Genomic DNA, 25,296 nt, shown 5'->3' with positions numbered 1-25,296 from the left:
GTGGTGTATATTCAGTATGTGTAGATTTACAGAATAATATATATAGTGGAGGCAATGATAATACCATTAGAAAAATATCTTCTAATGGAGCAGAAATTTGGAAATATTCAAACTACAAAGATTGGGTATTGAGTATATGTATTGATTTAGAAAATAATATAATTACTGGAGATAGAAGCAGCTTAATAAAAAAACTACAAAACACACATACAGTACAAAAAGTAGCTTATTATAGTTAAACTCGGGAGGTAATAAAAATGAACAATCAAAAATATTTAACAGGATTAGAACACAAAGAAGGAAATATATATAAGGTGAATTTAATACACAATATGCCTTTTGACCAAACATATGGGTTAAATAAATCAGCTCAAGAATTAGAATTAAATGGAGTATTAGTTAATGAAGTAGTAGAAGCAGAACAAAGAGAAGGTTTTGCACCCATTATGTATGTAGACAAGACAACAAAAGAGATTACATATGAGTATGTAGAAATACCTTTAACACCAGAACAAGAAGTATTAAAAAAGATTAAAGAATTAGAACAGGAAAATGCAAATATAAATTACAGCTTAATGATGGGAGGATTAATATAATGTTAAATTACGATAAAATAAAATACTACTATGATAATAAAATGTGGACTAAAGAGATGGTCAAAAACTCAGTAGTTAAGAATAAGATAACAGAAATAGAATATAAGCAAATAATAGGTGAGAGCTATATGGTATAGTTCTTTTTTTATTGTAAGAAATAGAGAACCACATCAATATGCAGTTCTCTAAACACTTTAAAGAGGTGATAATTTGAAAAATAAAGATATTATAAAAAAACTAAAACATACACCAAATAATACAAATAAAAGATTTGAAGATATAGAAAACTTGAAAGAGATAGAAAGCGTAAATCACAGCATAGCTACAGGAGAATATATAATAGAAAACAGTAAGAAAGGATATTTGACTAATCTTAATATAAAAGGAAAGACACTAATTGATTTATGGGGAAAAACTAGTTCAGATTTTTCTTTATGGAAAGCAACTTTTTTAGATGGAAAAATAAACATACTAACAGAAAATGATATAAGATATTCTAATTTTTTTACGACCAATTATACTTTATATAAACCAGATACTATATATACAATAATAGTTGATGTTGATAAAAACACTTTACCTAGTACAAGTGGAATATATATTCATAGTTTAGGCGAAGAAAACTCAGTATTTATTCCTAATCTGACAAATATAGCTATATTAGGAGGAGTAATTGGTAAATTCAGATATACATTTACAACAATATCAGATTTAAGTAATTGTAACATTGTTTTAAGGAGTGTTTTAGATAATGATACACTTGCATCTGGTTATGAAGTAAGTTTGAAAATTACCATATTAGAAGGAGATTATACAGATATTAATATAGATTACTCTAACGAACTATTAAGTGTTGGACAAAGAGATAAAATAGAACTTTTAAGTTATCAATATAGTGGAATTAATATCTTTAATAAAAATGCCGATTTTAAAGATAATTATATTTTACAATACCTTAATGGAGAAGAACTTATTTCTGAAGCTAGCAATCATAAATATACATTAGATTATATAGAAATAGAACCAAATACAGAGTATACTTTTTATAATTGTAGTAGAAATATTTGTTGGTATGATATAAATAAGAGTTTTATACAAGCACCATTAAATGAAAGAATAATAGGAGATAAAGATATTTTTTATGTTACTAGAAGCCCTCAAAATGCAAAATATCTAAGAGTTACTATAATAAAAGATTTGCATGATGATGGTAATAAAACAATTATAACTAAAGGAAATGAATATGATAAAAAGACAATTCCATATACATTAAGAAGCTTACCAAATGGAATAAGAGATGAAATAGTCTACAAAAATGGTTCATATAAACTAATACAAAGATGTGAAGAAATAGTTTTTAATGGTAATGAAAATTGGATAGAAGTTCATGGAATGTATGAGTTTAGATTAAATTTAGATATATCTGTATTAAGATTAGATATGTCTAAGTTTGTAACTAACTTATACAAGCAATCTCATGTGGATTATATATATAATGTTCAAACTGAATCAGCATTATCTATATCAACAGAAAATGGAATAGGTGTAATAGATATAGTAGATACTTCGATATCTCCTTTTAGCATTGCCAATTTTAAAGAGAAATTAAAGAAAAATCCTTTAAAAATAATTTATGAATTAGAAATACCAAGAGAAATTGAGTTAAGTTACTTGAATTTAGAACAATATGATACTCAAACTAAATTTATCTGTGACTCTGGGGTTATAACTCCAAGTATCAACTTTGAAAGTACACAAAATTTAGGTAGTCATATAGAAGCTATCAGAGATAATATAAAAAACTCTAATATCAGAACTGATTTTCCATTTTCAATAAACTTTCTTAATGGATGGCAGCCATATCTTGGATATACTAGTTCTGTTGTAAACTATTGCACAAACAATAACTTTGTAACAATTAATGCAACAATTAATGGAGGTGTTACAGCAGCAGGTACTATTATTGGAAAGATACCTTTAAAATATGCACCTCGTAAAGGCATAATAGTAATATTTCAAACAACAGATGGAAAGTATTATAACGGAATCATTCGTACAAATGGAGAAATTGAGATATATTATAATGATATAACTTATAGAAGTTGGTTGTATTTATATGTAAATTATTTAATTTAGAAAGGAAAAAATATGTTAAATATAAAAAAGAAAAAAGAAATTTTAATAAAATATGGTTTTGAAAATGATTTAAATAATATAGATAATTATTTTGTTACAGAAGATAAACAATTATTTACTCCTTCAATAAAAAATGGGGTAGTAAATAAAGCGGGTGAACAAGTTTACAATGAATGGTTAGAACTTCGAAATAATCCAATTGAATCAGAAACATCAATTGATGAAATAAATACAAATAAGATTATAAGTTTAAAAGAAAATCAAAAGGAGCAAGACAATATGTTAATAGATAATGCTTACAGAATAGCTATGTTAGAACTTAACACAAATAATGTGCTATAAAGTTATAAAAATTTGGAGGTAAGAATATGTATAATATTTTAAAAAGAATGATTGAACAAAAAAATTATGAAACTAAAGAAGAGTTGCAAAACAAGTTAGATGTATTCTATGCATTAAATAGAATTAAAGAGAATGAATACACAGAATTAACAAACATGATAAATAAAGAAGAAGTACCAAAAGAACCTATTATCTAAAGCACACAGGTTCTTTTTTTATATCAATTTTAGTAGGAGGTCATCATGGAACAATTATTAACAGAATTAAGTAGTTTAGGAGCAATAGGAATCTTATGTGCTTTATTATTCAAAAATACTATGCAAGAGAAAAAAGAAGATAGAGACATGTATAAAAAGACAGTAGAAAACTTTATCGAACTATCTACACAACAACAGGAAATCAATAAAAATATACTTGTTGAAATGGGAGCAATGAAAACTGATGTGGAGGAAATAAAGGAAGATGTAACAGATATAAAGGTAATGCTACAGAAAGAAGGTGATAAATGATGAAAGTAGCAATAGTACCAGGGCATACTCTAACAGGAAAAGGAACTGGAGCAGTAGGTTATATAGATGAAGGAAAAGAAAATAGAATACTAACTGACTTAATAGTAAAATGGTTAAAACAGGGTGGAGCAACTGTATATACAGGTAAGATAGATAAATCCAATAATTACTTAGCAGAACAATGTCAAATAGCCAACAGACAAGATGTAGATTTAGCAGTACAAATTCATTTTAATGCAAATAGTACAACCTTAAATCCAATGGGTACAGAAACAATATATAAAACTAATAATGGTAAAACATATGCTGAGAGAGTTAATTCAAAATTATCAACTGTATTTAAAAATAGGGGCGCAAAAACAGATGTAAGAGGTCTTTACTGGCTTAGTCACACAAAAGCACCAGCAATATTAATTGAAACTTGTTTTGTAGATAGTAAGGCTGATACAGATTATTATATTAAATACAAAAATACAGTAGCGAGATTAATTGCAGAAGGCATATTAAATAAAAATATAAATAATGAGGATAAAATCATGTATAAACATACAATAGTTTACGATGGCGAAGTTGATAAGATACCTGCGACTGTAATTGGTTGGGGATATAAAAAAGAAGAATGCTTAGTTTGTGATATAAAAGATTATAAACCCTCCAAAACCGAGAATCTATATGTTGTAGGAGGAGGAGCATGTAATAAGATAAGTTCCATAACGACAGAAAAATATACTATGATAAAGGGTAATGATAGATTTGACACCCTTTATAAAGCATTAGATTTTATAAACAAATAAACTGATTAGGAGGTAGTAACTAGAAATAGTTACTACCTCTTTTTTTTAATCATTTTCAGCTTTCTCAATAATTATTTTTCCATCTTCTAGTGTAACTATAACTTTTCTTTCATCTTGAGATATACCCAGTTCTTTAACCCAATTGATAGGTAAAGATAATCTAGTAGTAGTATAGCCATTTCCACTTTTATGAAAACTTATATTTAATTCTCTTTGCTCCATTTAATTCCCATCCTTTTTTAATTCTTTTGTAAAGTAAACTAATAGTGAGATACTTATTAATAATCCGATGATATTCCATATATCAAAACTTTTTATTAAGAGTATTACATCGAACACTATAGTTATTAAAACAACAGCAATACATATTTTGTAAAATTTTCTACCCATGTTATTTTAGAAAGTATGTTATAATATTAGAAAGAAGTCACCTAGAAGGAAGGGTTTTTCCTTCTAGGCTTAAAACTTATAATTCTTTAATCAATCTAAGTATTGCGAGTACTAGATTAATTAAAACTAATGTGAAAGAGAAAACATTTTTAATTTTATTAAATTTGTTTTCTCTTTTATTTTTGACTCTTTCTAATCTGCCCACTTTCTTTGTCCTCCTTTCTTAGTTTTTGTCTTCTCACCTCCTTGTCTATAAATATATTATAATATTACGGTACGTACAATGCAACACTTTTATCCATATTTTTCAATAAATTTATAAAACCTATTAACATAAAATACAAAATATGATAAAAATAAGTGGATGTTTACATTATACACCCACTTATTTCAAATTTATTTCTCATCAGCTTTTTTTATTATAATCTCATCTTCCTTAAAAATAACTACTGCATTACGTTTTTCCCTTGTAAAGCCCATTTTTTCAAGTTGGCTTAAAGGTAAAGAAATTTTAGCTGAATAAGTACCTGAACCACCTTTACTGTAAACTATTTTAGATTCTTTTTGTTCCAAACTATTTTCCTCCTTTTTTATATTGCAATTTAACAAATATTAACAATAAAATGCTTACTATTAGCCCTATTATATTGCTAATATTAAAATGTAAGAATAAAAGTATTATGTCTATTACTATAGTTATAGCAACTATGATAATACAGATTTTATAAACTTTATCACTCATATTTTATAGAAAATGTGTTATAATATTTAGAAAGAAGTCACTAGGAAGAAGATTAAATTCTTCCTAGCTTACAAAACTATAAGTCTTTTAATAATTTAATTAGTTTATCAATTAAATTTATTAAAATAGGTAAGATAGAGAGAGCAGTTTTAACTTTGGCGAGTTTGTTTTCTCTATCTTTTTTTCTTCTTTCTATTCTACTCATTTTCTTTTTCACCTCCTTTCTATATTTATATTATAACATGCCGAACCGGCAAAAGCAATACTTATTTCCATATTTTTCAATAAATTTATATTAATGAACTATATTTCTTGCAAATAAAAATAAACGGTGGCAAAACCTAACTTGCCACCATCTTGCCACCGAAAATAAAGAATAGAATAAATTTAAATTAAGCATAATAAAACATAAACAACAAAACTAAACTTAATAAATTATTGAAATACCAACGCTTGTTAAAAAATAACAACAATAAACAAATAAAATAGATAAATATATCCAATTAAGGTATAATTAAGTTTTATATGATATAGTTATATTTGATAATTGACAATGGTAAAACTTGGAGGGAAAAAATGGATGAAAAAAAAATAGATAATATGAATTATTCATATAGTAACTATTCTAAAAAAACAGGTAAGCCAACTAGAAAAATAAAAAATAATAACCTTACACTTGAAACTAAAGAAGATAAACTTTGTTCTAGTTGCAACAAAGAAAATAATCCTAAAGATAATTACTGTAAATTTTGTGGAAATGAACTTTATGAAATAGTATCATTAAAATCGAGCGAAACAAAACTTGACTTAAAATCTAAAATAAAAGAACTCTCATATCACGCAAATACAAGAGGGATATTTTTAACGACTTTTTCAACTATATTCATATTGCTTGTTATTTCGTTAATATTTAAGGCTATAATTACTATTCAATTTAATGATATCAGTTACATGATAAATCCAGCACATATAATGTTAGCCCTTAATCTAGGTCAAATTAGCGTATCTATGTCTACTATGATGGGTTCTGGATTTATAAGTGCAAATATAGGATTGTTAATATTACTTATAATTCCTGTTTTAGGATTAATTATATCAAATTTAATTTTTATGAGAAAAAGATGTAAGGATTCAAAAACTACATTAGCCAATTCTCTTGGAGTGGGAATTTTCTATGGATTAATTTTAGCTATTTTATGTACTTTTACTAATGTTAAAACTAGCTCACATAGTATGCTAGAGTATGGATATGCTTTAGAGTATAGTTATGAATTTTTTAGTGCACTTTTAAATGGATTTGTATTAGGATTTATATGTACATATATAACTAATTATAGAAAAAGCTATGAAAAAGAAAATATGTATATGTCCCTTTTTTCAAATGCTATTAAAATATTCATATTAGGTTATGCTTTAGTGTTAGCAATACTTTTTATATTAACTATATCTGATAGTAGTTATTTAAATGAATTGAATATGAGTGGATATTCAAGTGGTATCGATTTATTTGCTGTATTGCCACAAATTGCTAGTTACATGTGGGCTTTTGCAAATGGAATTTCGGTAACAATAATAAATTCAACAGTTTCAATGCTTAGCTTAGGCTCATCCTCTTTATTTGGAGATACTAAATTAATGTTTTATGCAATGGGAGCTTTGTCTGCATTAATAATTTTATTAAATGGATATAAATTAAGATTTAAATATGATACAGATAATATTAAACCTGTAATAATATTTAGTATATATTATGCATTTTTAATGGGTATGTTGGCTCTATTTAGTACTTTTATACTTGATAGTAATATTAACTTCTTTAATACAACTAGCTATGGAACAACTCTAGTTATGCAATTTAAATTGTTCTCAACTATTATAATTTCATTTATATACAGTTTTGTGATATCTTTAATAGGATATAAGCTAAACTCAGCTGATTAAATATGATTGGAGGAAACTTCTGTGGAAGAAAATAATAAAAAGACAGTAGATGATAAATTTTCTAAGGTTAAGAAAAGATTTGGTAATGGAAAATTTAAGATTGAATTATATAAAGAAAAATCAAAGATAAATAGAGAAATTGATGATATTCAAGAAAAGAAGAGTAAAATATTTTTAGAAATGGGAATGTTGACTTATCAAAAAATTAGAGAAAATTCTATTGATGATGAGTGTTTTGATAAATTCTGTGATGAGTTATTAGAACTTGATAAGATAATTTATGAAAAAAATATGGAAATTAATGATATGGAAATTGCAGAAAGCAATGTAACTTGTGAATGTGGCTATATTGGAAATATAAATGACAAATATTGCGCTGAATGTGGTAAAAAATTTGAATTAGATAATGATTGCGATAATTTTATAGTTTGTGGTTATTGTGAAAGTGAAGTAGATTCGGAATCTGAGTTTTGTCCATGTTGTGGTAGAAAAATTATTATGGATTTAGAGTAATATTGGGGAACCTATGTATTATATACATGGGTTTTTTTATTGAAATCATTTGTATCTATATAGGAATGAAAATAAAAACCAAAAAAATGAAATAAATTTTCTTAAAACTGTGAAATATAAGGAAATACTTGGAATAAATCTATAAAAAAATAGAATTAATAAAAAAATATGAAAAAATATTGCAAAGAAAAAGTTTTCATGTTATTATTAATACATAAATTAAGAAAATAAATTTCAGAAATGAGGTAATCGAAAAAATGCTAGATAAGGTAAAGGGAAGACTAATAGTATCATGCCAAGCTTTAGAAAATGAGCCTCTTCACAGTTCTTTTATAATGGGTAGAATGGCTAAAGCTGCTCAAGAAGGCGGAGCAGTTGGCATTAGAGCACAAGGAGTTGATGATATTATTGAAATAAAAAAAGTTACTGGACTTCCTGTTATAGGTATTATAAAGAGAAATTACGAAGATTCAGATATATATATAACACCAACTAAAAAAGAAGTAGATGAGCTTTTAGCAACAGGATGTGAGATGATAGCACTGGATGCTACTAATAGAGTTAGACCAAACAATGAAGATTTAAAAGAAATTATAAATTATATAAAAGAAAATAATGTTTTAGTAATGGCTGATATTTCAAATTATGATGAAGCTGTTAAGGCGCAAAAATACGGTGTAGACTGCGTTTCAACTACATTATCTGGATACACTCCATATACAGAAATTTTAGAGGGTCCAGATTTTGTATTGATGGAAAGATTGGTTAAAGATTTAAAAATACCTGTAATAGCAGAAGGAAAAGTAAATACTCCTCAAGATTTAAAGAAAGTCTTTGAAATTGGAGTTCATTCATCAGTTGTAGGTTCAGCAATAACAAGACCACAATTGATAACAGAAAAATTTGTTAAAGCAATTGAAATTAATTAAAAATTAATTATATTTAACTATATTTGAAAATTAAAATTGGAGGTAAAGATATGAGAACAACAGATATGAAAGGAATTTATTCAGCATTATTAGTTTCATTTGATAAGGAAGGAAATATAAACGAAAAAGGGTTAAGACAAATAATTAGACATAATATAGATGTTTGTAAAATAGATGGTCTTTATGTAGGAGGAAGTACAGGAGAAAACTTCATGCTTTCAACTGATGAAAAGAAAAAAATATTTGAAATAGCTAAGGACGAAGTAAAAGAAGAAATAAAGTTAATAGCTCAAGTTGGTTCAGTTAATTTAAAAGAAGCTGTAGAGCTTGCTAAATTTACAACTGATTTAGGATATGATGCTATAAGTGCTGTTACACCTTTTTATTATAAATTCGATTTTGAAGAAATAAAACATTATTACAATACAATAATAAATTCTGTAGACAATAGATTAATAATATACTCTATACCATTTTTAACTGGTGTTGATATGAGTTTAGATCAATTTGGAGAATTATTTGAAAATGAAAAAATAATAGGTGTTAAGTTTACAGCAGCAGATTTCTACTTATTAGAAAGAATGAGAAAAACATTCCCAAATAAATTAATATTTTCAGGATTTGATGAAATGATGTTACCAGCTACAGTTTTAGGTGTAGATGGGGCAATTGGTTCTACATTTAATGTAAACGGTATCAGAGCTAGACAAATATTTGAACTAACGAAGAGTGAAAAAATATCAGAAGCACTTGAAGTACAACATGTGACAAATGATTTAATAACAGATATATTAGGAAATGGTCTATATCAAACAATTAAATTACTACTTGAAGAACAAGGCGTTGAAGCTGGATACTGTAGACAACCTATGAAAGAAGCAACTGATGAAATGAAATCAAGAGCGAAAGAAATATACAGAAAGTATTTTTAATAAAAATACTTTTAGTATGGGAGGATTGGTCAAATGGTAGGATTTACTTGGATAGATTTTGCAATACTAGTAGTTTACTTATTGGCAGTTTTATTTGCAGGATTGTTATTTTCAAAGAAGGAAATGAAAGGAAAAGAGTTCTTCAAAGGTGATGGAACTATTCCATGGTGGGTTACATCAGTATCAATATTTGCCACATTATTAAGCCCAATATCATTTTTATCACTAGCAGGTAATTCTTATGGTGGAACATGGATTTTATGGTTTGCACAATTAGGTATGTTTATAGCTATACCTTTAACAATAAAATTCTTCTTACCTTTATACAGTAGATTAGAGATAGATACTGCATATGAATACTTAGAAATGAGATATGAAAGTAAAGGACTTAGAGTACTTGGAGCTTTAATGTTTATAATATACCAAATAGGACGTATGTCTATAATAATGTATCTACCATCAGTAGTTTTAGCAGGTCTTACAGGAATACCTGTAAATGTGTTAATAATAGTTATGGGGGTAATAGCAATAATTTATTCATATACAGGTGGATTAAAAGCTGTTTTATGGACTGACTTTATACAAGGCATGGTACTAATAGTAGGTGTTACAGGTACGCTATTTTATTTAATATCAAGTATAAATGGCGGATTTGGAACAGTGATGGATACTCTTACAAGTGGGCATAAGTTCTTAGCAACAAATGAAGTTATGTTTGATAAAAACATACTATCTACAAGTGCATTTATAATATTTGTTGGAGCTGGTCTTAATACTTTTTCATCATATGTATCAAGTCAAGATATAGTTCAAAGATTTACTACAACAACTGATATAAAACAACTTAACAAAATGACATATGGAAATGGTGTTTTATCAATGGGACTTGCAACAGTATTTTATCTAATTGGAACTTGTTTATTTATATACTATACTCAAAACCCAGATTTAGCACAAACAGTTCAACAAGACCAAGTATTTGCATCATATATAGCTTATGAATTACCAGTAGGTATAACAGGAATACTACTTGCAGCAATATATGCAGCATCTCAGTCAACTTTATCAACAGGGCTTAATTCAGTTGCTACAAGCTGGACTTTAGATATACAAACTATTATAACAAAAGATATGAGTATGGAAAGACAAACTAAGGTTGCACAATATATATCATTAGGAGTAGGTATACTTTCTATAGTTGTTGCAATAATCTTAGCAAATGGAGAAATAAAGTCAGCATATGAATGGTTCAATAGTTTTATGGGGCTAGTTCTAGGAGTTTTAGCAGGAATATTTGTACTTGGTGCGTTTTGTAAAAGAGCAACTAAAATGGGAGCATATATTGGATTTGCAGTATCAGCAATTTTAGTTGTTTATCTAAAATATAGAATGCCAGAAGTAACTTCTTGGGCTTATTCTCTAATAACAATAACTACTTCTGTAGTAGTAGGAACAGTATTTAGTGCAATAGAATCTAAGGTTAAAGCAAAAGTATCTTTACCAAAAGCTGAAACTACAGTTTATTATGAAAAATAATATAGAATTTAAATAAGAAATTATCCTATAGAGTGGCTAGATTAGAGTGATTAGATATATAAATAATCTAGCTACTCTATAAGAATGTATAAAGAACTGTATATGTAAAAAACCTGAAAGTAGAATATACTTAAAATTATATAGGGAGATAGTGATTATGATATTTGGAAGTATAAATCATAGTAAGACATATTCAACATTACACGAAGACTTACTTAAGTGTTTTGAATATGCTAAAGAAAATTCATTGATAGATTACGAAAAAGGGACTCATACAATAGATGGTGATGATATCTTTGTAAATATTGTTGAGTATAAAACTTGTGAAAAAGAAGAAAGATTCTGGGAAGCTCATAAGAAATATATAGATGTACACTTGATGCTAGATGGATGCGAAAGAATAGATTTGAATTTTATAGAAAATTTAGAGCAAAAGACATATGAAGAAGATAGTGACTTTTTGCCTCTTGATGGGAAAAACAATGGCTATGTTGAACTTAGAAAAGGCGATTTCTTAGTATGTTATCCAGAAGATGCACATATGACAGCAATAAAAGTTTCAGAAAAAGAAAATATAAAAAAAGCTATTTTTAAGGTTTTGGTTAGATAATGAAAATTTATATAACTACTAAGGCTGAAAATAGTGATTTAACTTTCAGCGATTAGTGATATTTCGTAAATTTTAGTTAGATTACTATTTTCAGCCTTAGTTTTTTATAAGAAAGTTTAAATAGATATTAAAAGGTTTAGAATTGTATAGAGGAGTTAATTTATGGATAAAATAGATGTATTTTTATTAATAGGACAAAGTAATGCGAGAGGCTTAGGAAATCCAAAAGACAGTGTTATTCCAAATGAGAATTGTTTTGAATACTTAAGTAGCAACGAGATTATAAACATGAGATGTGAATTAGAGACTTCTGAAGGAGATGGTACTATAGCACCTGCATTTTCAAATGAGTGGAATAGACTTACTGGTAATAAAGTTTGTTTTATACACAATGCAAAGGATGGGTCAAGAATAAAAAATTGGAATCATGATAATAACTGGTTTTTAAATGACACTATAGAAAAATTTAATGCAGGGTGTAATACTTTAAGCAAGAATTATAAAATAACAAATAAATATGTTATTTGGATTCAAGGTGAAAGTGATGCAAAGTATGGTAGTGATGTTTTATACTATAAAGAGAGTCTAAAAAAAATTGCATATAGACTAAAGGAAGAATGTATCATTGATAAAATGTTTGTTAGTTTAACTGGTTATTGGCTTGGAGAAGATGAATATTTTGTTAGAACAAGACGAATTGCAGCAGCACAAGAATTTGCTTGTAATGAATGTGACATATTAAGCATAGGAAGCAAAATTGCTATGAAATTTCATGACCAAGGTCTAACTATTGATGATGTACATTATAGTCAAGAAGGTCTTAATATGTTGGGAGAAGATTTATGTAAGAATATTTATAAATATCATATAACTGAGAAAAAAATTATATTAAAGGATACCATAGATTTATCAGAAGCGAGAAAATATATCTGTGAGTTGGAAAAAATAAATAAAAAATTCATGTAATATAAAATTTTAATTAGTAATATTGGTTATAAAAATAATTTGTATGGAGATATGTTATGAAAAATTACGTTTGTATAGATATTGGAGGTACTTCAATAAAATATGGATTTATTAGAGAAGATGGGTTAATAATCGATAAATCCAGTTTAGATACTGAAGCAAAAGAAAAAGGTGGACCAGGAATATTATCTAAAATAAAGAAAATAGTTAAAAAATATATGAAAGAAAACAATATTGATGGGATATGTATATCAACTGCAGGTATGGTTGACCCAATTGAAGGTAGGATAGTATTTGCGTTAGAAGAATTAATTCCAAACTATAAAGGTATGGAATTAAAGAAAGAGATAGAAAAAGAATTTAATATAAAATGTGAAGTTGAAAATGATGTTAATTGTGCTGGCCTTGGTGAAATGTGGCTTGGAGCAGGTAAGGGAGCAACTTCTTCTATATGTATGACAATAGGTACTGGTATTGGTGGTTGTGTTATAATAAATAATAAGCTTATAAATGGATTTAGTAATAGTGCTGGTGAAGTAGGATATATGAATATGAATGGAAGTACTTTCCAAGAACTAGCATCAACTAGTAGTTTGGTAAAAAAATTAGCAAAAATAAAAAATATGGATGAAAATGACCTAAATGGGAAAATAATTTTTGATTTAGCAAAGAATAATGACGAAGATTGTTTAAAAGAATTGGATAATATGATAAAATCATTAGCAATTGGTATTGCAAATATATGTTATGTAATAAATCCTGAAGTTGTAATTTTAGGTGGTGGAATAATGGCACAAGAAGAATTTCTAAAACCTAAAATAGATAGAGCATTAAAGGAGATTCTTATAGAAAGAGTTTATAAAAATACTAATGTAGAATTTGCAAAGAGACAAAATGATGCAGGTATGCTTGGGGCATTGTATAATTTTTTAAACAAAATATAGAGAATAGAAGGTTTTTTAATGAGTATTTTAGAACAATTGGAATCACCAGCTTTTAAAGTTACAAAGTCAGATAAATTATTGATAGCTTATATAAAGGAAAATATAGAGGATGTATTTTATAAACCAATATCACAAATTGCTAAAGAGAGTAATATTGGTGAAGCAACTATAACTAGATTTGTTAAAAAAATGAAGTTTAATGGGTTGCAAGACTTTAAAGTTACTTTAGCGCAAGAAATATCAAGTAGTAATAAAAAAAATATTATAAATAAGAATATACAAAATGATGAGCCAGCTTTAGATACAGCCAAGAAACTTTTAAACTCAAATATAACTACTTTAGAGAATACTGTTGAGATAATCAATAGTGTAGATGTTCATGACTGTGCAAGACTTATAATAAATGCTAAAAAGGTTTACTTTATTGGTATTGGATATTCAGGTATAATAGCACAAGATTCAAACTATAAGTTTATGAGAATTGGGCTTAATTGTGTAAGTTTTGATAGTAGTCATACTATGATAATGATGTCTTCTATAATGGAAGAAGGAGATTTAATAGTTGCAATTTCTCATTCTGGGGAAACTGAAGAAATTATAAAAACTGTAAAACTTGCGAGAGCTAATAATGCTAAAATTATATCTATTACTGAAAATAAAAATTCTGAATTAAAGGATATTTCAGATGTGCACTTATCTTATGTATCTGGGGAAACTGTATTGGAAACTGGTTCAATATCCTCTAAATTGGCACAATTTTTTATTATTGATTTAGTATATACACAGGTAGTAAAAGAACTTTCAAATGAAGCTATTGAAAGAAAAATCAAGACTACAAATGCTATAAAACTGTTTAAAAATGAATAAAATCAGATATTTGTAATACTTTATGTGGTTTTCTTAAAAATTTAGTAATGGGGAGATTTTACATGTCTAAATTAAAAGACTATGATATTGACAAAGTAATACTTTTTAATAATTTATGTAGTGAAACTAAGAATCAACTTAAGGAAAAAGCTAAACTAAAAAGATTACAAAGAAAAGAAATTTTATTTTATGAAAAAGAACAATTGGACAGAGTATACGTACTTTTAGATGGGAAAGTATCTATTTTTAAGATAAGCGAAAATGGTGAGAGAAAGGTGATTTTTATATTAAATAATGGAGAAATTATAAATGACATTACCTTTGATTTTACGAAGAATTCTGCTGTTGGATGTGAGGCATTTGAAAATTCAATTGTGTCTTATTATAGCATTGAAGAATTTACAGAAATTATGAAAAATGATTTTCAGCTTACAAAAGATATTATTTCTTATATGGAGAGAAGGACAAGACGTTTATATAGACAGTTAAAAAATTCAATATCTATAAAAGTAGATAAGAAATTAGCAGCAAAATTGTATAGATTAAGTAAAGAGTTTGGAATTTATTGTGGAGAATGGACCTTATTAAATGTAAATCTTACAGTTACATATTTAGCTGATATGCTTGGCTGTAAAAGAGAGACAGTTTCTAGAATGATAAAAGTATTGCAAAAAGAAGAACTTATAAAGATTGATAATAAAGGTTTTTATGTAAAAGAAGCCGAACTATCAAAATACTTTAAAAATAATTAATTATAATTAAATAAAGATATTATTAAGAGAATCTATCCATAGATTCTTTTTTATTTATCTAAAATGATAATATTTGCCTTAAGTTTATTGAAACAGCTTAATTCTGATAGTATAATTAATTTAATATGAACAGTAAATATACAGATGTTGACACAGCTTCTATACTCAGAAAGGGATGTATCAAAATGAAAAATAAAAAATTCATAGGTTATGCTTTAGGTTTGATTTTTATATGTGTATTTGTGATGTTTTCTCTTTGGGATTTTACCTATAATGTTAATTCATTAGTAGAAAAAAGTAAAAAGATGCATTTAGAAGAGTTGTCATTGCAAAGTTCAAATACTATAAATGTTAAGCTTAACTCACTAACAAAGTTTATAAATAGTATTTCTAAAATTATTTCAGAGTCAGAGGGTATGAAGAAAGAAGATATAATGAAATTGCTAAATGATGTATCAAAGGAATCTGATTTTGAAAAAATCTATATTGCATATCCAGATGGTACAGCCTATACAGGTGATGGAAAGGTCTATAATATATCACAACATAGCTATTTTAAGAAAGCAATGAAAGGGGAAAGCAATATTTCAGAAATCATAAAATCATCTGTTAACAATGAAAATAGTTTTATAGTAGCATCTCCTATGTACAAAAATGGTAAAGTGATAGGTGTTCTGTATGGTTCTTATTATACAAGTAAATTAAGTGAATTTATAGATGTGACTAGTTTTAATGGAGAAGGAAGTACATATATATTTGAAAAATCAGGAAATCTTGTCTTAAAATCTACTCCAGGAGAAACTGATGACACCATAAATAATGTTAGCGATTTTTTTGATTTTATTTATGTTAGAGAAGATTACAGTTATAAAAACTTTATTGAAGATATATCAAATAAGAAAAGTGGATTTTTAGAATATAAATTCAAAGGAAAAGAGGAATATGCCACGTATACTCCAGTTGGTATAAATGATTGGTATGTATTGTCTTTTATTCCAAAGACTTTGATAGTGAAAGAGATTTCTAAGATAAACAAACTTGCAATTATATTAACAACTAAAAACTTCATAGCACTTTCAATTTTGATTTTAATTGTATTTTATAAAGAGAAAAAATCCAAAGAAAAGCTTGTAAAAGCAAATCTAGAGATATCTTCACTCACTAACAATATACCAGGAGGTGTTTTTAAATGTAGTGTAGGTGAAAAATATGAATTTGTGTTTTTAAGTGATGGATTTATTAACCTGTTTGAATATACTAAAGAAGAGATAAAATCCATGTTTAATAATAATTTTTATGATGTAATTTATAAAGATGATGTAGATAGAGTGAAAAATGAATTTGCACTTCAAATATTAGAATCAAAAGTAGTTGAAATAGAGTATCGAATGATTACTAAGAGTGGGAATTTTGTGTGGGTTGTAAATAAGTGTGAGCTTATAAAAGATTCTGATGGAAAAGAGTATTTCTACTGTGTGTTGGTTGATATAACAGATTTAAAAAAAGTAGAAGAAGAACTTAAGATTAATGAAGAAAGGCTTAGAATAGCCTTATCCAAGACTTCTAACATAGTATTTGACTATTATATGCATACAAAATCTATACATGTCTCTAGTGATGTCTCTTTAATATATGGATTACAAAAAAATATTGAAAATGGCATAGAATATTTTATAGATTCTGGGATAATACATCCTGACTTTGTTGATGTGTTTAAAGAATCTTTTAATAAAATGGAAAAAGGTGAAGAAAGTGTAGTATCTGTAATAAAAACAAGACTAGTCAATGGAAAATATATATGGAATAGAATGACTCTAACGAATCTATTTAATGGAGCAGAAATTCCAATTAGAGCGATAGGTCTACTAGAAGACATAAATGAGCAAAAAAAAGCTGAAATGCAATATAATCAAGAAGAGCAATATAGAAAAGCTATGTTGTCTGAAGCAATTGCTATATATGAAATTAATTTTTCTCAAGATAAATTTATATCAAGTAATATAAAGCCTGATAACAATTTAGGCTTAAGACCTGCTGGAAAATATTCTGAAGTAATGGAGGCTATTGTTGACGATATAGTTTTTATTTCAGATAGGGAAAACTTTAAAAAAGTATTTTATTATGAAAATGTCTTAGATTCATATAATAAGGGAGTAAATGAGTTAAAGTTAGAGTATCGAAGATATGACATTAATGGTAAGATTTTATGGGAACTTTGTACAATGCATTTACTTAAAGACCCCCAAAGCAATCAACTTAAAGGATTTGCGTACATTAAAGATATAGACAAACAGAAAAAAGAAGAGATTGAGCTTAAATTTAAAGCTGAACGTGATATATTAACAGGAATTTATAATAAAGGTACAACTGAAACTCTAATAAAGAGATTTTTGAGTTTAGACAGAGTTAAAGAAAGTAGTCATGCATTTTTTATTATTGATTTAGACGATTTCAAAGCTATTAACGATAATTTAGGGCATGTCTTTGGTGATAAAGTATTAGTTGAAGTATCAAAAAAATTAACTTCTATTTTTAGAGAGGATGATATAATTGGACGTATTGGTGGAGATGAGTTTGTAGTTTTCATAAAAAATATGAAGAATATAAAATTTATTGAAAACAAAGCGATTGAGCTATGTAATGCATTTAGAAATTATTATACTGGAGAAAATAAGTCATATAAAGTTTCTTGTAGTATTGGAATATCTATTATGCCAAATCATGGAACAACTTTTATTGAATTATATGAAAAAGCAGATAAAGCTCTTTATCATTCAAAAAATCAAGGAAAAGATAGATTTATTATATTTAATGACTCTATTTAAAGTTTAAATGCAAATGGAGGGCTTAAATTTTTAATATAAAGAATATTAAGTTGAATAAGAATATTTTAACTATCTTGATATGATTTAGTTATAAATGGAGGCATATTATGAATGGAAAATATAGATTTACTATTACTATGGTTATTTTTTTACTTATATTAAATACATCATTTGTTTTAGCCACTTCTGAGAAAGAAAAAGTAAGGGTTGGATATTGGCCTAGTTATGGAATTTCTGTTACAAAAGATGGTCAGTTATATGGATATACATATGATTATATGAATGAAATCGCTAAAATAAATAATTGGAAATTAGAATATATACCTTGTGGATGGAGTCAAGGTCTAGAAATGCTTAAAGAGGGAAAAATTGATATATTTGGAGCATTGCAAAAGGATGAAGAACGTGAAGAATACTATGATTATACAAATTTAAATTTTGGATATGAATATGGAGCATTGTATGTGAACTCCAAAAACAATACAATATCTTATAATAATCTAAAAGAGATTGATGGAAAAGTAGTAGGTACAGTTTCAGATAATCATTTTAAAAGTGTATTTGATGAATACTGTAAAAAAAATAAAATATCTGTAAAATATAAGTACATAGAAGGTGCAGAAGAACTTCAAAAGGAACTTGAAAAAGGAACCATTGATATGATACTTACAGGAAGCATTAGAGATATACCAAATACAAAGGTAGTATTACGTTTTTCATCAGAGCCTATCTATTATGCAACAACTAAGGGAAACAAAAAAATACTAGATGGTTTGAATTATGCATTAAATGAGATTAAGCGAGAAGATATATATTATGATGGTAATTTATTTAATAAACATTATAAGAGTACTGCAATAGCTAAAGAAGTATTTACTTTGGAGGAAAAAGAATATATAAAGAAACATCCTGTAATAAAAGTTGTATCAGGTCCTGATACGTCACCACTATCTTTTTTTGATAAAAATACAAATTCCTACAAAGGTATATCAATAGATATATTAAAATCAATTTCAAATAACTCAGGTTTAAAGTTTGAGTATATAAAGGTAGATAATTTTTCAGAGGGTTTAAAAATGGTTGAAAATGGTGAGGTAGATATTTGTGCAAATATGTTTATGTCACGGAGTACTGAGTTAGAGCATAATATTATATTTACTGATGGCTACCTTGAAACTACCATGTTAGGTTTGGCAAAAAATGATATTAGAATGGATGAAAAAACTAAGGTAGCAATGATTAAATGGACAGGGATAGAATCATTCGTAAAAGAATATTATCCAAATCAAGAAGTAAGTTTTTATCCAAATGCTAGTAAATGTATTGAAGCTGTCAAGAAAGAAGAAAGTGATGTATTTATAGGAAGCAACTATATCCTAAATAATATAATTAATACTGAAGAATCTGATGGGCTTATGTTTATGCCAATAAAAAATCAAGTCGTGGATATTGGAATAGGGGTTTCTGAAAAAGCAAATCCTGCATTATTGTCAATACTCAATAAATCCATCAATAGAGTTACAGAAGAAGAGGTTGCAATTGCAGTTACAGGCAGTACGAAGTACTTAGAGCATACAGTTACTCTATTAGATTTTATACAGCATAATATTATGGCATTTATTTTGATAATATTATTTATTATATTTATAGTTTTTGGAATATTTATTGTAAATTATAAGGTACAAATGAATAAATTAAAAAAGATAGCATATGTTGATGAAGTAACAGGTATAAGAAGTCTATTGAAATTTAAAATTGATGCTAATAAGCTTTTTGAAAAATATGGAACGTATAACTTTGTTATATATTATATTAACATAGATAAATTTAAATATATAAATGATATGTTTGGTTTTGAATTTGGAGACAATATTTTAAAATATATAGCAAGAAAAATAGGTGAAAGTATTTTTAAGGATGAAATATATGCAAGATTATCAGACGATAGATTTATTGTAATGACTAAAAAAAGTAATATAGAAAATTTAAGAAAAAGAGCAAATGATTTTTTTGAGATTGTGAATAGTGATAAAGAAAATACATTTAAAATAGATATAATACTTAAATGTGGAGCGTATTTAATTGATAAAGATGATGTAAATATTGATGTAATGATTGATAGAGCTAAGATAGCTTGTCAAACAATAGAAACCAATTATAAGAGTAAAGTTGCTTTTTATGATGATAAAATAAGGCTTTCTATACTTCGTGAAAAAGAAATTGAAAATAATATGGATAATGCACTTTTAAATAAAGAGTTTGTAGTTTATTTGCAACCTAAAATTAACCTTATAACAGATGAGATTGTAGGTTCAGAGGCTCTTGTTCGTTGGATTCATCCAATTAAGGGAACTATATCGCCTAATGATTTTATTCCACTATTTGAGAAAAATGGATTTATAGAAAAACTTGATTTGTATGTTTGGGATAATGTCTTTAGTACAATGTCAAAATGGATAAAAAATGGAATAAAGCCACCACCAATTTCTATAAATGTATCAAGAATTCATTTAAATAATAGAAATATAGTAACTAGTTTAAAATCTTTAATCAATAAGCATAATATACCAGCGCATCTAATAGAACTTGAGTTAACAGAAAGTTTATTTTTGTCAAATATAAGCATGCTTTTAGATATTTTAAATGATTTGCATGATATTGGATTTATTGTATCTATGGATGATTTTGGAAGTGGATATTCTTCACTTAGTCTTTTAAAAAAATTACCAATTGATGTATTGAAGATTGATAGAGAATTTTTAAATGAGACAATTACATCTACACGTGGAGAAAAAGTTATAAAGAATATAATTACATTAGGTAAGGATTTAGATATGCTAATTGTAGCTGAAGGAATAGAAACTGAAGGTCAATTAAATTTATTAAAAAATGCAGGCTGTAATATTGGACAAGGATTTTACTTTGCAAGACCTATGGATATAGAATCATTTGAAAAGCTTGTATTTAAAAGAACAGATTTTTAATTTAAAGTTATAAATAATAAAGAAATATTACTAGAGTTTAATAAACTCTAGTAATATTTTTTTTATTATTTTTAAAACTGTGATAATTATCACAGAAGTATCTAAAATAAAGTGTTAAGATTTAAACAAGATAATAAGTAAGCAAAACTAAAATATAAGAAAGGTGATAAAAATGAAATTAAAATTAGATTCATCCAAATTCAATGAAGGTCTGAATTTCCTAAAAAAAGACTACAAAATATTTGCACCAGTCATAATGCCATTTAAAGGTACTTTTTCAGATACGGACATGATAAGATACAAGGAAGTAAATACTTTTGAAGAAATGGAATTTGCTCAAAAATCAAACTTTTCACCAAAAGAAGTAGTGCTTCCTATTAATCAAGTCTTATTTTACTTTACTGAAAAAGAATTTAAGGAAAGCGATTTAGACAATAAAAAGATTTTAATTTTTCTAAGAGCTTGTGACATAAATGGAATAAAGAGACTCGATGAAATATATTTAAATAATGGAGAAGAAAAAGATTATTTTTATAAACATATTAGAGAAAAAATAAAATTTGCACTTGTAGGATGTAAAGAGAGTTTTAGAAATTGTTTTTGTGTAAGTATGGATTCTAATAAAACTGATAACTATTCACTTGGATTGAATATAGAAGGAGAAACATTGTACTTAGACATAAAAGACAATGAATTTGAAGTATTTAATGGAGAGCCATCAGAATTTGATGTTAGTCATGTAACAGAAAATTTAATTTCTATAGATATACCAGAAAATATTGATTCTAATGAGATAATAGGAAATCCAATATGGGATGAATATGACACAAGATGTATTGGATGTGGAAGATGTAATTTTGTATGTCCAACATGCTCATGCTTTACAATGCAGGATATTTTTTATAAGGAAAATGAAAATGTAGGTGAAAGAAGAAGAGTTTGGGCTTCATGTCAAGTAGATGGATATACAGACATAGCAGGTGGAAATTCTTTCAGAAAAAAACAAGGAGAAAGAATGAGGTTTAAAACTATGCATAAAATAAATGATTTCAAAAAAAGATTTGGATATAACATGTGTGTTGGATGTGGAAGATGTGATGATGCATGTCCACAATATATATCATTTTCAAAATGTATAGAAAAAATAAATGATTTAGTAACTAGTAAGGAGGAGATATAAATGAACTCATATATACCAGTAAGTGCAAAAATACTAGACATAGTTAAACATACTGATAAAGAATGGACATTCAAAGTGAATTGTGATACAAAAGGGGTTCTGCCTGGAAAATTCTATGAAATATCTATACCTAAATATGGTGAAAGTCCAATATCAGTATCAGGATATGGAGAAGATTATATTGATTTTACAATAAGAAATGTAGGTAAAGTTACTAGTGAATTATTCAATTACAAAGAAGGAGATTCGTTTTTTATAAGAGGACCTTATGGAAATGGATTTGATGTATCTTTATATGAAGGAAGAGAAATCGTAGTAGTAGCAGGAGGAAGTGCATTAGCTCCTGTAAGAGGAATAGTTGAATATTTTTATAATAATAAAGATAAGTGTGAAAAGTTTAAATTAATAGTTGGATTTAAATCACCAAAAGATGTTCTATTTGCAGAGGACTTAAAAAGATGGAGTGAAAAATTGGATATTTTAGTTACTGTGGATGGAGCTGATGAGGGTTATAGTGGAAATGTAGGATTAGTAACAAAATATATTCCAGATTTAGATATAAAAGATATAAATAATACTTCTGCAATTGTAGTTGGACCTCCAATGATGATGAAATTTACAGTAGGAGAGTTTTTAAAAAGAGATTTAGACGAAAAAAATATTTGGGTTTCTTATGAAAGAAAAATGTGTTGTGGAATAGGAAAATGTGGACACTGTAAGATGGATGATACTTATATATGTTTAGATGGACCAGTATTTGATTATTCATATGCTAAAAATCTTATTGATTAGGGGGTGGAGTTTGTGATAAGAGATTTAAATACTAAAAAAGTAATGAAAAATGCTTATAGAATTACAAAAACAAAATATAAAACTTCTTTAAGAGTTAGAGTGCCAGGAGGTCTTATTGACCCTGAAAGTTTAATCACAGTTTCTAGGATTGCAAATGAATATGGTAATGGTCAGATACACATAACTACAAGACAGGGATTTGAAATCTTAGGAATAGATATGGAAGATATGGAAGAAATAAATAATATCATACAACCTGTTATTGAAAAGATGAATATAAATCAAAGTGAGAAAAATGCAGGTTATCCAGCAGCAGGTACGAGAAACATAGCTGCATGTATAGGTAATAAAGTCTGTCCAAAAGCGCAGTATAATACAACTGAATTTGCAAAAAAAATAGAAAAAGCAATTTTTCCAAATGACTTACATTTTAAAGTGGCATTGACTGGATGTCCGAATGACTGTATAAAAGCTAGAATGAATGACTTTGGAATTATAGGAATGACCTTACCACTATATGAAAAAGATAGATGTGTGAATTGTGGAGCGTGTGTAAAAAAATGCTCAAAACTATCTGTTGGAGCATTAAAAACAGAAAATAATAAAGTAGTAAGAGATGGAGATAAATGCATAGGTTGTGGAGAATGTGTACTAAATTGCCCAACAAATGCATGGACTAGAGATGAAAAAAAATACTATAGATTAGCTATAATGGGTAGAACAGGTAAGAAAAATCCAAGACTAGCAGAAGATTTTCTTTTATGGGCAGATGAAGACAACATAATAAAAATAATACTTAATACTTACAAATATGTAGAGCAATATATAGATAAAGATGCACCAGGAGGGAAAGAGCATATAGGATATATAATTGACAGGACTGGATTCATGGAATTTAAAAAATGGGCACTTGAAGGTGTACAATTTGAAGAAATAACTAAAGTACATGAAAATATATACTGGAGTGGTGTTAAATATCTATAAGTAATAAAAAAATATATTTAAATAAATTATAAATTTAATAGAAGGAAGAGGGAATTATGCATAAAGAAACTTTGGATAAATTAACTAACGCAGCTATAAATAAAATAAATTTATTAAATACAAGTAAGATAAAATATTTAGTGTCTTCTGCTTTTGCAGGACTTTATGTAGGTATCGGTATACTTTTGATATTTACTATTGGAGGGATTTTGACAGATGCAGGTTCTCCTATGACAAAGATAATGATGGGGTTATCGTTTGCAGTAGCACTTAGTTTAGTTGTAATGACAGGAACAGAGCTGTTTACTGGAAATAATATGGTAATGTCTGTAGGTATGCTAAATAAAGGGGTAAGTATAAAAGATACTTCTAAAATATGGATATACAGTTGGGTAGGAAATTTAATAGGAGCTTTAATTTTAGGTATAATGTTTGTAGGAACTGGTTTAGTAGATAAAGGTCCTGTAGCAGAATTTTTTGCAAACACAGCAGCAGCCAAGGCATCTATGCCATTTATGTCTCTTTTCTTTAGAGGAGTTTTGTGTAATATCTTAGTTTGTGTCTCAGTTTTATGTTCATTTAGAACTAACAATGATAGTGCAAAAATAATTATGATATTCCTATGTTTATTTGCTTTCATAACAACAGGGTTTGAACATAGTGTAGCGAATATGACAATCTATAGTGTTTCATTATTTTCTCCAACAATTCAAACAGTTAGTATTGGAGGAGCTATTTATAATTTAGTAGCAGTAACACTTGGAAACATTGTTGGAGGAGCTTTATTTATGGGACTTGGTACTTACATACTAGGTAAAGAAAAAATTAAACAAGTTTGCTAGATAAATCTTACAACGCCCTCAATAAGTACAAATATTGTATTATTGAGAGCGTTGTTTTTAATTTTAAAAAAATATTTGAAAGAAAAAACGTATGCTGGCATATGAATATATATGTTATATATGATTATAAAGTTCGTTAATATATGAATTAAAATTAGAATTATAAATAGAAAAATTAGAATCCTCACGT

At 27.0% G+C, this 25,296-nt stretch carries 28 protein-coding genes; 24 read left to right on the top strand and 4 right to left on the bottom strand.

Annotation, left to right across the window (positions count from 1 at the left end):
* The 8 genes from IR151_RS12810 to IR151_RS12775 all read left to right on the top strand — a co-directional run.
* Positions 1–239 (top strand): hypothetical protein (locus IR151_RS12810; protein ID WP_227434940.1); only part of this gene is annotated, 239 nt, incomplete at its 5' end.
* 18 nt (positions 240–257) lie between these two features.
* Positions 258–596 (top strand): hypothetical protein, encoded by a 339-nt coding sequence (locus IR151_RS12805; RefSeq protein ID WP_021426480.1) that lies wholly within the window; start codon positions 258–260, stop codon positions 594–596.
* The gene (locus IR151_RS12800; protein ID WP_021426479.1) at positions 596–733 is read left to right on the top strand and encodes an XkdX family protein; all 138 of its coding nucleotides are present in this window, start codon (positions 596–598) and stop codon (positions 731–733) included. Before IR151_RS12805 ends, IR151_RS12800 begins: the two co-directional genes overlap by 1 nt.
* Positions 734–806: 73 nt before the next feature.
* Positions 807–2,732: a hypothetical protein gene (locus tag IR151_RS12795; RefSeq protein ID WP_227434938.1), complete on the top strand. Its 1,926-nt coding sequence runs from the start codon at positions 807–809 to the stop codon at positions 2,730–2,732.
* Positions 2,733–2,744: 12 nt separating this feature from the next.
* Entirely contained in the window at positions 2,745–3,074 is a 330-nt protein-coding gene (locus IR151_RS12790; protein ID WP_021426477.1) for a hypothetical protein, read from the top strand.
* Between the two features lie 26 nt (positions 3,075–3,100).
* Entirely contained in the window at positions 3,101–3,271 is a 171-nt protein-coding gene (locus IR151_RS12785) for a hypothetical protein (RefSeq protein WP_227434936.1), read from the top strand.
* Between the two features lie 45 nt (positions 3,272–3,316).
* Positions 3,317–3,583 carry a hypothetical protein gene (locus IR151_RS12780; protein WP_021365420.1) on the top strand — a complete coding sequence of 89 codons (267 nt, stop codon included), beginning with the start codon at positions 3,317–3,319 and terminating at the stop codon, positions 3,581–3,583.
* Positions 3,583–4,377: an N-acetylmuramoyl-L-alanine amidase gene (locus IR151_RS12775; protein WP_227434934.1), complete on the top strand. Its 795-nt coding sequence runs from the start codon at positions 3,583–3,585 to the stop codon at positions 4,375–4,377. Before IR151_RS12780 ends, IR151_RS12775 begins: the two co-directional genes overlap by 1 nt.
* Positions 4,378–4,422: 45 nt before the next feature.
* Here IR151_RS12775 and IR151_RS12770 read toward each other — a convergent pair whose 3' ends face one another.
* The 4 genes from IR151_RS12770 to IR151_RS20245 form a co-directional block, all read right to left on the bottom strand.
* Complete coding sequence (locus IR151_RS12770) at positions 4,423–4,599, bottom strand: AbrB/MazE/SpoVT family DNA-binding domain-containing protein (protein ID WP_227434933.1); 177 nt, start codon at positions 4,597–4,599, stop codon at positions 4,423–4,425.
* 244 nt (positions 4,600–4,843) lie between these two features.
* A complete protein-coding gene (locus tag IR151_RS20250) occupies positions 4,844–4,972 on the bottom strand; it encodes a hypothetical protein (RefSeq protein WP_255611776.1) in 129 nt (42 codons plus the stop codon).
* Positions 4,973–5,163: 191 nt separating this feature from the next.
* On the bottom strand, positions 5,164–5,340 hold the full coding sequence (locus IR151_RS12765; protein ID WP_227434931.1) for a hypothetical protein: 177 nt from the start codon (positions 5,338–5,340) through the stop codon (positions 5,164–5,166).
* Positions 5,341–5,585: 245 nt separating this feature from the next.
* On the bottom strand, positions 5,586–5,714 hold the full coding sequence (locus IR151_RS20245) for a hypothetical protein (protein ID WP_255611777.1): 129 nt from the start codon (positions 5,712–5,714) through the stop codon (positions 5,586–5,588).
* A gap of 371 nt (positions 5,715–6,085) precedes the next feature.
* Here IR151_RS20245 and IR151_RS12760 point away from each other — a divergent pair, with 371 nt between their 5' ends.
* From IR151_RS12760 to IR151_RS12685, 16 genes are all read left to right on the top strand, one after another.
* A complete protein-coding gene (locus tag IR151_RS12760) occupies positions 6,086–7,450 on the top strand; it encodes a hypothetical protein (RefSeq protein WP_227434929.1) in 1,365 nt (454 codons plus the stop codon).
* A 21-nt stretch (positions 7,451–7,471) separates the two neighbouring features.
* Complete coding sequence (locus tag IR151_RS12755) at positions 7,472–7,963, top strand: zinc ribbon domain-containing protein (protein WP_227434928.1); 492 nt, start codon at positions 7,472–7,474, stop codon at positions 7,961–7,963.
* Between the two features lie 257 nt (positions 7,964–8,220).
* A complete protein-coding gene (locus tag IR151_RS12750; RefSeq protein ID WP_227434926.1) occupies positions 8,221–8,892 on the top strand; it encodes an N-acetylmannosamine-6-phosphate 2-epimerase in 672 nt (223 codons plus the stop codon).
* A gap of 50 nt (positions 8,893–8,942) precedes the next feature.
* Complete coding sequence (locus IR151_RS12745) at positions 8,943–9,824, top strand: N-acetylneuraminate lyase (RefSeq protein WP_413927364.1); 882 nt, start codon at positions 8,943–8,945, stop codon at positions 9,822–9,824.
* Between the two features lie 33 nt (positions 9,825–9,857).
* Complete coding sequence (locus IR151_RS12740; protein WP_227434925.1) at positions 9,858–11,360, top strand: sodium:solute symporter; 1,503 nt, start codon at positions 9,858–9,860, stop codon at positions 11,358–11,360.
* Between the two features lie 157 nt (positions 11,361–11,517).
* Positions 11,518–11,970, top strand: a complete 453-nt coding sequence (locus tag IR151_RS12735; protein WP_227434923.1) for a YhcH/YjgK/YiaL family protein — start codon at positions 11,518–11,520, stop codon at positions 11,968–11,970.
* A gap of 162 nt (positions 11,971–12,132) precedes the next feature.
* Positions 12,133–12,936, top strand: coding sequence for a sialate O-acetylesterase (locus IR151_RS12730; protein ID WP_227434922.1), 804 nt, complete (start codon positions 12,133–12,135; stop codon positions 12,934–12,936).
* Between the two features lie 56 nt (positions 12,937–12,992).
* A complete protein-coding gene (locus IR151_RS12725; RefSeq protein WP_227434920.1) occupies positions 12,993–13,880 on the top strand; it encodes an ROK family protein in 888 nt (295 codons plus the stop codon).
* An 18-nt stretch (positions 13,881–13,898) separates the two neighbouring features.
* On the top strand, positions 13,899–14,747 hold the full coding sequence (locus IR151_RS12720; RefSeq protein WP_227434919.1) for a MurR/RpiR family transcriptional regulator: 849 nt from the start codon (positions 13,899–13,901) through the stop codon (positions 14,745–14,747).
* Positions 14,748–14,809: 62 nt separating this feature from the next.
* Positions 14,810–15,499: a Crp/Fnr family transcriptional regulator gene (locus IR151_RS12715; protein ID WP_227434918.1), complete on the top strand. Its 690-nt coding sequence runs from the start codon at positions 14,810–14,812 to the stop codon at positions 15,497–15,499.
* Between the two features lie 185 nt (positions 15,500–15,684).
* Positions 15,685–18,324 (top strand): diguanylate cyclase domain-containing protein, encoded by a 2,640-nt coding sequence (locus IR151_RS12710; RefSeq protein ID WP_227434916.1) that lies wholly within the window; start codon positions 15,685–15,687, stop codon positions 18,322–18,324.
* A gap of 107 nt (positions 18,325–18,431) precedes the next feature.
* Positions 18,432–21,308 (top strand): EAL domain-containing protein, encoded by a 2,877-nt coding sequence (locus tag IR151_RS12705; RefSeq protein WP_227434908.1) that lies wholly within the window; start codon positions 18,432–18,434, stop codon positions 21,306–21,308.
* A gap of 172 nt (positions 21,309–21,480) precedes the next feature.
* Complete coding sequence (gene asrA, locus IR151_RS12700; RefSeq protein WP_227434906.1) at positions 21,481–22,488, top strand: anaerobic sulfite reductase subunit AsrA; 1,008 nt, start codon at positions 21,481–21,483, stop codon at positions 22,486–22,488.
* A complete protein-coding gene (asrB, locus tag IR151_RS12695) occupies positions 22,489–23,280 on the top strand; it encodes an anaerobic sulfite reductase subunit AsrB (protein WP_227434905.1) in 792 nt (263 codons plus the stop codon).
* 12 nt (positions 23,281–23,292) lie between these two features.
* A complete protein-coding gene (gene asrC / locus IR151_RS12690) occupies positions 23,293–24,264 on the top strand; it encodes a sulfite reductase subunit C (RefSeq protein ID WP_227434903.1) in 972 nt (323 codons plus the stop codon).
* Between the two features lie 56 nt (positions 24,265–24,320).
* Entirely contained in the window at positions 24,321–25,106 is a 786-nt protein-coding gene (locus IR151_RS12685; protein WP_227434902.1) for a formate/nitrite transporter family protein, read from the top strand.
* The last annotated feature ends 190 nt before the right edge of the window (positions 25,107–25,296 follow it).

It is taken from the genome of Clostridioides sp. ES-S-0006-03 (assembly GCF_020662275.1).
GTDB lineage: Bacteria > Bacillota > Clostridia > Peptostreptococcales > Peptostreptococcaceae > Clostridioides.
This window is presented reverse-complemented; position numbering and strand designations above follow the sequence as displayed.